The organism is Nocardia sp. NRRL S-836 (assembly GCF_001279525.1).
Classification (GTDB): Bacteria; Actinomycetota; Actinomycetes; order Mycobacteriales; family Pseudonocardiaceae; genus Lentzea.
This window is the reverse complement of the sequence record NZ_LGDY01000100.1, coordinates 47,066-58,946: the sequence shown is the minus strand read 5'-3', so window position 1 is coordinate 58,946 and position 11,881 is coordinate 47,066. Positions and strand designations below refer to the sequence as shown.

At 70.0% G+C, this 11,881-nt stretch carries 9 protein-coding genes; 4 read left to right on the top strand and 5 right to left on the bottom strand.

What is annotated here, in order from left to right; translation table 11 throughout:
• Position 1: 1 nt before the first annotated feature.
• The 3 genes from ADL03_RS20150 to ADL03_RS20140 are packed head-to-tail and all read right to left on the bottom strand — an operon-like array spanning position 2 to position 3,127.
• Positions 2-760 carry an SDR family NAD(P)-dependent oxidoreductase gene (locus ADL03_RS20150; RefSeq protein WP_053735049.1) on the bottom strand — a complete coding sequence of 253 codons (759 nt, stop codon included), beginning with the start codon at positions 758-760 and terminating at the stop codon, positions 2-4.
• A 14-nt stretch (positions 761-774) separates the two neighbouring features.
• Entirely contained in the window at positions 775-1,971 is a 1,197-nt protein-coding gene (locus tag ADL03_RS20145) for an acetyl-CoA C-acetyltransferase (RefSeq protein WP_053735048.1), read from the bottom strand.
• A 10-nt stretch (positions 1,972-1,981) separates the two neighbouring features.
• Positions 1,982-3,127, bottom strand: a complete 1,146-nt coding sequence (locus ADL03_RS20140; RefSeq protein WP_053735047.1) for an acyl-CoA dehydrogenase family protein — start codon at positions 3,125-3,127, stop codon at positions 1,982-1,984.
• Positions 3,128-3,222: 95 nt separating this feature from the next.
• On the opposite strand from ADL03_RS20140, the gene ADL03_RS20135 reads away from it, so the two are divergent.
• Positions 3,223-3,846, top strand: a complete 624-nt coding sequence (locus ADL03_RS20135) for a TetR/AcrR family transcriptional regulator (protein WP_053735046.1) — start codon at positions 3,223-3,225, stop codon at positions 3,844-3,846.
• Here ADL03_RS20135 and ADL03_RS20130 read toward each other — a convergent pair.
• Positions 3,839-4,111 carry a GlsB/YeaQ/YmgE family stress response membrane protein gene (locus ADL03_RS20130; RefSeq protein WP_053735045.1) on the bottom strand — a complete coding sequence of 91 codons (273 nt, stop codon included), beginning with the start codon at positions 4,109-4,111 and terminating at the stop codon, positions 3,839-3,841. The genes ADL03_RS20135 and ADL03_RS20130 overlap by 8 nt on opposite strands.
• Before the next feature lie 98 nt (positions 4,112-4,209).
• The gene (locus ADL03_RS20125) at positions 4,210-4,989 is read right to left on the bottom strand and encodes a sporulation protein (protein WP_053735044.1); all 780 of its coding nucleotides are present in this window, start codon (positions 4,987-4,989) and stop codon (positions 4,210-4,212) included.
• Positions 4,990-5,123: 134 nt separating this feature from the next.
• Between ADL03_RS20125 and ADL03_RS20120 the strand changes: the two genes are divergently transcribed.
• From ADL03_RS20120 to secA2, 3 genes are all read left to right on the top strand, one after another.
• Entirely contained in the window at positions 5,124-8,144 is a 3,021-nt protein-coding gene (locus tag ADL03_RS20120; protein ID WP_053735043.1) for a carboxyl transferase domain-containing protein, read from the top strand.
• A 51-nt stretch (positions 8,145-8,195) separates the two neighbouring features.
• Positions 8,196-9,452 carry an MFS transporter gene (locus ADL03_RS20115; protein WP_082373310.1) on the top strand — a complete coding sequence of 419 codons (1,257 nt, stop codon included), beginning with the start codon at positions 8,196-8,198 and terminating at the stop codon, positions 9,450-9,452.
• Positions 9,453-9,559: 107 nt separating this feature from the next.
• Positions 9,560-11,833, top strand: a complete 2,274-nt coding sequence (gene secA2, locus ADL03_RS20110; protein ID WP_053735041.1) for an accessory Sec system translocase SecA2 — start codon at positions 9,560-9,562, stop codon at positions 11,831-11,833.
• Positions 11,834-11,881 lie beyond the last annotated feature (48 nt).

Genomic DNA, 11,881 nt, shown 5'->3' with positions numbered 1-11,881 from the left:
ATCAAACGATGACCGCACCGCCGTCGACGACGAGCGTCGCGCCCGTGACGTACCCGCCGGCGGCGGAGGCCAGGAACACGACGGCCGCGGCCAGCTCCTCCGGGTCGCCGACGCGCCCGGCGGGCAGTGCCGCCTGCATCTTCTCCAGGTACCCCGGCGGGTACTGGTCGGTCATCTCCGAGGTGAAGAACCCGGGGCAGATCGCGTTGACCCGGATGCCCTTGCGGCCGGTCCACTGCTGCGCCAGGTCCCGCGTCAGGCCGAGCAGGCCGGCCTTCGACGCCGAGTAGGCGGCCTGCGGGATGCCGCCGGTCACGAGGCCCAGCACGCTGGAGATGTTGATGATCGACCCGCCGTTCGCCATCACCGCGCCCGCGGCCTGCGCCATCCAGTACGCGCCGTTGAGGTTCACGTCGATCACGCCGAGGAACTGCTCGGGCGTCTCGCGCGAGGCCGGTACCGCGGACGCCACGCCCGCGTTGTTGACCAGCACGTGCACCGGGCCGAACTCGGCGGCGGCACGGGCCACCTCGCGGCAGTCGTCGGGCTGCGAGACGTCCGCCTGCACGACCAGGGCCCGCCGGCCGGTGGACTCCACCAGCGCGGCGGTGTCCTTCAGCCGGTCCGCGCGGCGGGCCGCGAGGACGACGTCCGCACCCGCCTCCGCGAGCCCCTTGGCGAACGCGACGCCGAGGCCGGACGAGGCGCCGGTGACGATGGCGACCTTCCCGTCGAGGCGGAACTTGTCGAGGATGCCCACTTGGCCAGAACCCTTCAGCTCAGTCGTTCCAGGACGATCGCCATGCCCTGACCGCCGCCGACGCACATCGTCTCCAGCCCGAACTGGGCGTCGCGGGCCTGCATGCCGTTGATCAGCGTGGTCATGATCCGGGCGCCGGTCGAGCCGAACGGGTGGCCCAGCGCGATCGCGCCGCCGTGCACGTTCAGCCGGTCGATGTCGATGCCGAGCGCGCGCTGGCTGCCGAGCACCTGCACGGCGAACGCCTCGTTGATCTCCACCAGGTCGATGTCCGAAATGGACATACCAGCGTGCGCAAGCGCTTGCTGCGTCGCCTCCACCGGTCCGAGGCCCATGATCTCCGGCGACAGCCCGGACACGCCCGTGGACACGATGCGCGCCAACGGCGTGAGCCCGAGTTGGCGGGCCCGCACGTCGCTCATGATCACGACGGCGGCGGCGCCGTCGTTGAGCGGGCAGCAGTTGCCGGGCGTGACCGTGCCCCCGGGCCGGAACGACGGCTTCAGCGCCGAGACGGCCTCGTAGGTCACACCGGCGCGCGGACCGTCGTCAGTGGACACCACGGACCCGTCGGGCAGCGTCACCGGCGTGATCTCGCGGGCGAAGAACCCGTCCGCGATGGCCTTCTCGGCGAGGTTCTGCGACCGCACCGCGAACTCGTCCTGCTCGTGCCGGGAGATGCCGAGCTGGGTGGCCACGTTCTCCGCGGTCTGGCCCATCGCGATGTAGTAGTCGGGCAGCTTGCCGTCGAGCCGCGGGTCGGTCCACGCCGCGTTGGTCGCCGCCGTGTGCTCGGTCCGCTGCCGGGCCTCGTCGAAGAGCGGGTTGAACGACGGCACACCCGAGTGCAGGTACCGGGAGACGCACTCGACGCCGGCCGAGACGAACGCGTGCCCCTCCCCCGCCTTGATCGCGTGGAACGCCATGCGCGCGGTCTGCACCGAGGAGGCGCAGAACCGGTTGACCGTCGTGCCCGGCAGGCTGTCGTGGCCGAGCTGCACGGCCACGCGGCGCGCGATGTTCTGGCCGTGCTCGTCCTGCGGCTCGGCGCACCCGAGGTGCAGGTCGGTGAGCTCGGCGGCCGGGACGTCCGCCAGCGCGGCGGAGATCACCTGCGCGGCCAGGTCGTCCGGCCGCATCGACACGAGGGAACCCTTGCGCGCGCGGCCGATCGGCGAACGGGCGGTGGAGACGATGACTACTTCAGCCACAGAACACCCCTTACAGGCCGAGGTCGCGGCCGATGAGTTCCTTCATGATCTCGTTGGAGCCCGCCCAGATCTTCGTGACGCGGGCGTCCATCCACGCGCGTGCGACGCGGTACTCGGTCATGTAGCCGTAGCCGCCGTGCAGCTGCACGCAGGCGTCGATGACCTCGTTCTCGATGTCGGCGCTCCAGTACTTCGCCTGCGCCGCCTCGACCGCGGTCAGCTCGCGCCGCACGTGCTGCATCGTCAGGTTGTCGACGAACGCCTGCGTCACGTCGAGCTTGGTGCGCAGCTCCGACAGCAGGAACTTGTTGTGCTGGAACCTGCCGATCGCCTGCCCGAACGCCTTGCGCTCCTTCACGTACTCCAGGGTCTCGTCGAAGATGCCCTGGGCGTGCGCGAGGTTGGAGATGGCGGCGCCGATGCGTTCCTGCGGCAGGCGTTCCATCATGTAGATGAAGCCCTGGCCCTCTTCGCCGATCATGTTCGCGGCGGGCAGCCGGACGTCGGAGAAGAACAGCTCCGCGGTGTCGGACGGGTGCTGGCCGACCTTGTCGAGCTTGCGGCCGCGTTCGAAGCCGGGCATGCCGGTCTCGACGGCGAACAGCGTGATGCCGCGCGCGCCCTTCGACGGGTCGGTGCGGGCCGCGACGACGATCATGTCGGCGGTGTAGCCGTTGGTGATGAACGTCTTGGAGCCGTTGAGGATCCAGTCGGCACCGTCGCGCACGGCGGTCGTCTTGAGCGCGGCGAGGTCGGAGCCGCCGGAGGGCTCGGTCATCGCGATGCCGGTCTTGAGCTCGCCGGTGCACATGCCGGGCAGCCAGCGCTGCTTCTGCTCCTCGGTGCACAGGTCGACCAGGTACGGCGCGACGACGTCGCCGTGGATGCCCAGCGACGACGCGACGGCGGCGTTGACCCGGCAGAGCTCCTCGGCGAAGACGGCGTTGAAGCGGTAGTCGTTCGCGCCGCTGCCGCCGTACTCCTCGGGAATTTCCAGGCCCAGCAGGCCCTGGCGACCGGCTTCCAGCCAGACGTCGCGGTCGATCACCCGCTGCTCGATGAACTTCTCGACGTTCGGCGCGATCGTGCGGCCGACGAACTCCCTCGCCGACTCGCGGAACGCGACGTGGTCCTCGTTGAACAGCGTCCGCTGCACGACCCGTACCTCCATACTAAGCGGTTGCTTAGACCTAAGCGCCCGCTTAGCGTGCAGTACGATCGATCACCTGTCAACACGCGAGGAGCGGCCCGATGACGACGACCGGACTGGACGAGTTCGCGCTGCTCGACGAGACGTGGCGCTCGGTCACCCCGGACGCCGCACGCCGGATGCTCATCGCGGCCGCGCACGCGTTCGCCGACAAGGGCTACCACGCCACGACGACCCGCGACATCGCCGCCCTGGCCGGGATGTCGCCCGCGGCCGTGTACATCCACTACCGGTCGAAGGAGGAGCTGCTGTTCCACATCTCGCGGGTCGGCCACGAGACGTCGCTGACGCTGCTGTCGGGCATCCGCGGCGGTGACCCGGTGGAACGGCTGCGGAACGCCGTGGCGGCGTTCGCGGGGTGGCACGCGGAGTTCCACACGACGGCGCGGGTGGTGCAGTACGAGCTCAGCGCGCTCTCCCCGGAACACCACGCGGAGGTGGCGGAGCTGCGCCGGCAGATCGACGGGCGGATGCGGTCGTTCATCTCCGACGGCATCGACGCGGGCGTGTTCGACGTGCCCGACCCGAGGGGCGCGACGCTGGCGGTGCTGTCGCTGTGCATCGACGTCGCGCGGTGGTACCAGCCCGGTGGCAAGCGCACGCCGGACGAGATCGGCGCGTTGTACGCCGACCTCGTCCTGCGCATGCTGCGGCCGGTTACCTGACCGATTTGCGGCCGTACATCCCGGCCACGACGGAGACGCCGATCGCGGCGACCACGATCTGGACGATCAGCTCGATCCAGTCGATGCCGGGTGTGTCCTCCACCCCGAGCAGCCGTGCGATCCACGTCCCGATGAACGCGGCCACGATGCCGACCAGGATGGTCAGCCAGATCGGGATCGCCTGCTTGCCCGGCGCGAACAGCTTGCCGAGCAGACCCAGGATCAGGCCGATGATCAGCGCGCCGATGACACTTCCGATGCCCATGGCCCGCCTCCTCCCGCTGGTGTTCGACTCTTGGGCCGAATGATCCCTTCAGACGCCGGGATTCGCAGCATGAGGAGTAAGCGGGTAGACCTTTCGGATTACCAGCGGCTGCCGGAGACCTGTGCCATCCACTGGTTGATGGTCGCGGTCCAGTCGGTGCCGAGCGCCTGCTCGTGCGTCACGCCGAACCGGCCGTACACGTCACCGCCCGCGCGCAGCAGCCCGGCGCGCTTGTCGGCCTCCAGGATCACGTGCAGGTGCTGCGGCGTCGTGACGAAGGTCAGCTCGACCTGCTTGACGCGGCCCGCGAACTGCGGCGGCGGGTAGAACTCGATCTCCTGGTAGAACGGCAGCGTCTGCGGCACGCCGTGGATGCGGCCGCGCTCGTTGTCGGCCTTGGTGAAGCGGAAGCCCATGTGCCCGAACGCCTGCAGCACCGCGTCCTGCGAGGGCAGCGGGTGCACCCAGATCGGGTCGAGGTCGCCGGGGTCGACGGCGCCGCGGACCTCCAGCTCGGTGCGCAGGCCCAGCTGCATGCCCGCGAGCTGCGTGCCGCCCACGACGTTGAGCGGGCACTCGACCGGCACCGGGAGCTGGAACGGCAGCGAGAGGTTCTGGTGCGGCCCGACGGCGAGCCGCTGCGCCACGGAGTACTTGTGGAACTCCATGTTCGTGTTGTACTCGTTGTCGCCGCTCTCGACCTCGACGCGGGTCAGCAGCGCCAGCGTCACGTGGTCGATCTCGGCCGGGTGGTCACCGCCGGCGATCCTGACCTCGCCGGTGAGCACGTCGCCCGGCCGCACGTTGGGGTTGGTCAGCACCGTGTCGACGGTCGGCCCGCCCACGCCGAACGCGCGCAACATCCTCTTGAACACCACTGCGGCCTCCTGGAGCCCTTCGCACTTCGCGGGGAGTCTGCCCGCTGCATCGCCGGTTAGCGCCGAAGCGTTCCGTTGACGTCTCAGTTCCCCGATCGGTTCCGTATGGACTTCTGTTGACCTCAGGTGGCAACATGCGACGGCCGTCACATACTAAGCGGTCGCTCAGGAGGATTGCCGTGCTGTTGGTCGCCAACCGGGGTGAGGTCGCCGTCCGCGTGCTGCGCGCGGCAGCCGACCTGGGCATACGCACCGTGGCGGTGTACGCGGAGGACGACGCCTCGTCGCTGCACGTGACGCTCGCGGACCGGGCGGTCGCGCTACGTGGACCAGCGCCGTACCTCGACGTCGCGCAGCTCCTGGACGCGGCGGACGGCTGCCAGGCGGTGCATCCTGGCTGGGGCTTCCTGTCGGAGAACGCCGCGTTCGCGCGGGCGTGCCAGGCCCGCGGGCTGGCGTTCGTCGGGCCGTCGCCCGAGGTGCTGGAGCTGCTGGGCGACAAGCGGCGGGCCCGCGAGCTGGCGGCGTCGCTGGGCATCCCGGTGCTGGACGCCGCACCCGGCGAGTTCCCGGTGATGGTGAAGGCCGTCGCGGGCGGTGGCGGCAAGGGCATGCGGGCCGTGCACGACCCCGCGGACCTCGACGCCGCCGTCGAGGCGTGCCGGGCGGAGGCGCTGGCGGCGTTCGGCAACGGCGAGGTCTACTTCGAACGGCTGCTGCCCTCCGCGCGGCACATCGAGGTGCAGCTGGTCGGGACGGCGGTGATCGGCGACCGCGACTGCTCGTTGCAGCTGCGGCACCAGAAGGTCGTGGAGATCGCCCCGGCCCCGCTGCTGGACCCGGCGCTGCGCAAGGCCCTGCACTCGGCGGCGGCGGAGATCGCCTCCGCCGCCGGGTACACCGGCGTCGGCACCGTGGAGTTCCTGGTGTCGGGTGACTCGTTCGCGTTCTTGGAGGTCAACCCGCGGTTGCAGGTCGAGCACACCGTGACCGAGATGGTGTCCGGTGTGGACCTCGTGCGCACGCAGCTGCTGCTGGCGTGGGGCGGCGACGTCGACTACACGCCGCTCGACCGCGGGTCGGCCGTGCAGCTGCGGGTGAACCAGACCTCGGGCGGCGTGCTGTCGGAGTTCGTGGTGCCGGCCGGGCCCGGGGTGCGCGTCGACACGCACGCGTATCCGGGCTACCGGGTCGGGACGCGCTACGACGGCCTGCTCGCGAAGCTCGTGGTGCACGGCGAGGACCTGGACGTGGCGCTGAACCGGGCGCGGCGGGCGCTGCGGGAGTTCCGCATCGGCGGGGTGCCGACGAACCTGGAGTTCCTGCGGACGTTGCTGACGCGGGACGTCATCGGCGCGACGACCGACTTCATCACCGACGAGCCGGTCGAGGGGATGCGCGCGCCGCTGGCGGGGACCGTGGTGGCGGTGTCGGCGGACTCCGTGGTGCTGGAAGCGATGAAGATGCAGCACGTCGTGCGGGTGTCCGGCGAGGTGCTGGTCGCCGTCGGCGACACGGTGGCGGCGGGGCAGCTGCTCGCCTCCGGCGCGGGTGAGTCCACTGAGGACGCCGCACCGGTGGACCTCGCCGAGGTGCGCCCGGACCTGGCCGAGGTGCTGGAACGGCACTCGTTCGACCGCCCCGCCTCGGCCGCGCGCCGGCACGCCGCCGGTGGCCGGACCGCACGGGAGAACATCGCGGACCTCTGCACGGACTTCGTCGAATACGGCGGCTTGGCCATCGCCGCCCAACGCGCGCGCCGCCCGTTGTCGGAACTCATCGAACGCACGCCCGCCGACGGCATGGTGGCCGGTATCGGCATCGTGAACGGCCAACGGATCGTGGCGATGTCCTACGACTACGCGGTGCTCGCGGGCACCCAGGGCCTGCGCAACCACCAGAAGACGGACCGGCTGTTCGCGTTGGCACGGCAGGAGAACCTGCCCGTGGTGCTGTTCGCCGAAGGCGGCGGCGGACGGCCCGGCGACACCGACCACAGCATGGTCAGCGGCCTCGACTGCGGGTCGTTCCACGCGTTCGCGCAGCTGAGCGGCCAGGTGCCGCTGGTGGGCGTGGTGGCGGGCCGTTGTTTCGCGGGCAACGCGGTGCTGCTGGGCACGTGCGACGTGATCATCGCGGTCGAGAGCGCGAACATCGGCATGGGCGGCCCGGCGATGATCGAGGGCGGCGGGCTGGGCACGTTCCGTCCCGAGGACATCGGGCCGTTGGACGTGCAGGTGCCCAACGGTGTTGTCGACGTCGTGGTGGGGTCCGAAGAAGAAGCGGTCGCCGTGGCGCGTCAGTACCTCTCCTACTTCCAGCCTTCCGGTTCACAAGGGGGGCCCCTTGCATCAATTATCCCACCCACCACCGACAATTCCGGATCGTGGAACTGCGCCGACCAGCGCCTCCTCCGCCACGCCGTCCCCGAGAACCGCCTGCGGGCCTACGACGTCCGCACCATCATCACGACCCTCGCCGACACCGGTTCCGTCCTCGAACTCCGCAAGCGCTTCGGCACCGGCATCGTCACCGCCCTCGTCCGCGTCGAGGGCCGCCCGCTCGGCCTCATCGCGAACGACCCGAACGTCCTCGGCGGCGCCATCGACGCCGACGCCGCCGACAAGGCCGCCCGGTTCCTGCAGCTGTGCGACGCGTTCGACCTCGGCGTCGTCAGCCTCTGCGACACGCCCGGCTTCATGGTCGGCCCCGACGCCGAGCGCACCGCCACCGTCCGCCACCTCACCCGCATGGTGGTCGCGGGCGCGAACCTGACCGTCCCCTTCGGACTGGTCGTGACCCGCAAGGCGTACGGCCTGGGCGCGCAGGCCATGGCGGCCGGCAGCCTCAAGGTCCCGCAGTTCGCCGTCTCGTGGCCCACCGGCGAGTTCGGCCCCATGGGGCTCGAAGGCGCCGTGAAGCTCGGGTTCAAACGCGAGCTCGACGCCATCGAAGACCCGTACGAACGCAAGGAACGCTACGACCAGATGGTCACAGCGGCGTACGAACACGGCAAGGCGCTCAACGTCGCCTCGGTCTTCGAGATCGACGACGTCATCGACCCCGCGGACACCCGCCGGTGGGTCGCCACGGCGCTCGCCCCCAGCACTTCCCGTCCCCAAGGGAAGAAACGACCGTTCATCGACACCTGGTGAGGAGAAGCCGTGGTCAGTGTTGCCCCGGAACAGAAGACCTTGCGCAGGCTCATGGCTGCCGGACTCGTCGGCAGCAGTATTGAGTGGTACGACTTCTTCATCTACGCAACCGCTGCGGCCCTGGTCTTCCCGAAGCTGTTCTTCCCGGAAGCCACGCCGGTCGTGGCATTACTGCTGTCGTTCAGCACGTTCTGGGCGGGTTTCATCGCCCGCCCGGTCGGCGGCCTGGTCTTCGGCCACGTCGGCGACAAGTTCGGCCGCAAACCCGCTCTGGTCATCTGCCTCGCGATGATGGCCGGTGCGACGTTCCTGATCGGCCTGCTGCCCACGTCGGGCAGCATCGGTGTCGGCGCGCCGCTGCTGCTGGTCCTGCTGCGGTTCCTGCAGGGCATCGCGGTCGGCGGCCAGTGGGGTGGCGTGGTCCTGCTGCTCACCGAGTCCGCCGGGCCGGGACGGCGTGGCTTCGCGGGCACGTTCGGTCAGGCCGGCGTCCCGATCGGCGTGTTCCTCGGCAACGTCGCCTTCATCGCCGCGACCACGTCGATGAGCCAGGCGGAGTTCGCCGCGTGGGGCTGGCGGATCCCGTTCCTGGCGAGCGCGCTGCTGTTCCCCGTCGTGCTGTTCATCCAGCTCAAGGTGGAGGACAGCCCGGTGTTCCGCGAGCTGCAGAAACGCCGTGCCGCGGGCACCGCCGTCGTCCACGCACCCCTGAAGGAGGCCCTGCGCTCGCACCGCAAGGAGATCCTGTTCGGCGCCGGGCTGATGTTCGCCTCGAACGCCATCTTCTACGTCTCGATCGCCGGCGTCCTGTCCTACGCGACCACGACCCTCGGGCTGGCCCGCGAGTCCGTGCTGGTCGTGAGCCTGCTGTCGTCGCTGGTGAGCATCCCGGTGATCCTCTACGCCGGTCACCTCTCCGACCGCATGGGCCGCCGCCCGCTGATCATCGCGGGCACGGTCGGCATGCTCGTCTGGGCGTTCCCGTACTTCCTGCTGGTCGACACCGGTTCACTCGTGTGGATGTTCGTCGCCACGACCGTGGGCGGTATCGCGTCGTCGCTGGTCTACGGGCCCATCGCGGCCTACCTGGGTGAGCTGTTCGCGCCCAACGTCCGCTACTCGGGCGCTTCGCTGGCCTACCAGCTGGCGTCGATCCTGGTCAGCGGCGGTACACCGGTCATCATGACGGCGCTGCTCGGGGCCACCGGCACGTCGCTGTCGGTGTCGGCGTTCCTGCTGCTCATGGCGGTGGTGACGCTGGTGTCCGTGCTGCGGCTGCCAGAGACCCACGAACCGGAACGGGCCTGATCAACGGCTGTGAAGGCCCGATCTAAAGGACAAATCGGGCCTTCACAGTCAAGACCTCTGCGGAACCTCGCGGCGATGCCGTACGTTGCTGCGTCGTGACCACTCTCATGGCGCGCTTCAAGCAGCGGATGCGCCGGTTCGCGCAGAAACCGGCGTCGGTAGACCTCGCTCCGTTCCAGGCACAGCTGGTGGACGTGGAAAAACACGCTGAGACGTTCAAGGCGTTCAGCGACGAGGAGCTGACGGCCCACGCCGTGAAGCTGCGCGAGGAGTGCACCGACACCGAGCTCGTGGCGCTGACCAGGGAGGCCGCGGACCGGGCCATCGGGCAGCGGCCGTTCGACGTGCAGGTGCTCGGCGCGCTGGGCATGCTCAACGGCCTCGTGGTCGAGATGGCCACCGGTGAGGGCAAGACGCTCGCCGGCGCCATGGCCGCGGCCGGGTTCGCCATCAAGGGCCGCCGCGTCCACGTGGTCAGCGTCAACGACTACCTCGCCCAGCGCGACGCCGAGTGGATGGGGTCGCTCTACCGGCTGCTCGGTGTGAGCGTCGGATGGATCAACGGCAGCTCGAAGGCCGAGGAGCGCCGCGAGGCCTACCGGTGCGAGGTCACGTACGCGCCGGTCAGCGAGATCGGGTTCGACATCCTGCGCGACCGCATCGTCACCCGCGCGGAGGACCTGATCGTCCCCGAGCCGGAGGTCGCGCTCATCGACGAGGCCGACTCGGTGCTCGTCGACGAGGCCCGCGTGCCGCTCGTGCTGGCCGGTTCGACGAGCGCGGAGGCCGCCGACCCGGTCATCGCCGACCTGGTGAAGCGCCTGCGGCAGAACCTGCACTACGAGATCGACGACGAGGAGCGCAACGTCTTCCTCACCGGCGCCGGCTCCGAGGCCGTCGAGCGCGCGCTCGGTGAGATCGACCTGTACTCGCAGGAGCACGTCACCTCGACGCTGTCGAAGGTCAACGTGGCGCTGCACGCGCAGGTCCTGCTGCACCGCGACGTCGACTACATCGTGCGCGACGGCAAGGTGCACCTGATCAACGACTCCCGCGGCCGCATCGCGAAGCTGCAGCGCTGGCCCGACGGCCTGCAGGCCGCGGTCGAGGCCAAGGAGAACGTGCAGACCACCGAGTCCGGCGAGATCCTCGACTCGATGACCGTGCAGGCGCTGCTGTCGCGGTACCCGACGCGGTGCGGCATGACCGGTACGGCGGTGGCCGTCGCGGAGACCCTGCGCGAGTTCTACGAGCTCGAGGTCCTCGTGATCCCGCCGAACAAGGAGAACATCCGCGAGGACGAGGACTTCCGCCTCTACGCCACGCTGGAGCAGAAGGAGGCCGCGCTCGTCGCGGAGATCAAGAAGGCGCACGAGACCGGGCGCCCGATCCTCGTCGGCACGCTGGACGTCGCCGAGTCCGAGCGGATCTCCACGAAGCTGCGCAAGGCCGGGCTCGAGTGCGTGGTGCTCAACGCGAAGAACGACGCCGAGGAGGCGTCGATCATCGCCGACGCCGGCTCGTTCGAGCGGGTCACCGTGTCGACCCAGATGGCCGGTCGCGGCACGGACATCCGCCTGGGCGGCCACGAGGGCGAGGACCACGACCGGATCGCCGAGCTGGGCGGCCTGTACGTGATCGGCTCCGGCCGGCACTCGTCCTCACGCCTGGACGACCAGCTGCGCGGCCGCGCCGGCCGGCAGGGCGACCCCGGTGGCTCGCTGTTCTTCTCGTCGCTGCAGGACGACCTGATCACGCAGTACGCGCCCGACGCCGAGGACCCGTCCGAAGTGGATGACGACGGCCGGGTGCGGGACAGGGGCCTGCTGCACACGTTCGAGCACGCCCAGCGCGTGGCGGAGGGCGTGAACCTGGAGATCCACCGCAACACGTGGCGCTACAACAAGCTGATCGAGCACCAGCGCGACCTGCTGCTCAAGCACCGCGACGTGGTGCTGCGCACGGACGCGGCGTTCGAGAAGCTCGGCAAGAAGGAGGGCGCGTCCGACGAGATCGCGGCCGAGGCGGCGCGGGCGATCACGCTGTTCTTCCTCGACGACCTGTGGACGCACCACCTGACGTTCCTGTCGGACCTGCGCGAGGGCATCCACCTGCGCGCGCTGGCCAGGCAGAACCCGCTCGACGAGTTCCACCGCGAGGCGATCCCGGCGTTCAACAAGATCGTGCCGGAGTCGTGGGCGCTCGCGAAGGAGAAGTACGAGGCCGCGAAGATCACCGACGACGGCTACGACCTCTCCGACGCGGGGGTGAAGCGCCCGAGCTCGACGTGGACGTACCTGGTGCACGACAACCCGTTCGGCTCCGGGCTGGAGGAGACGATGAAGGGTCTCGTCAAGATGGTGCGCGGCCAGCGGCGCTGACCGTCACGATCCAGACCGTCACGGCCCAGACCGTCACGGCGCTGACCG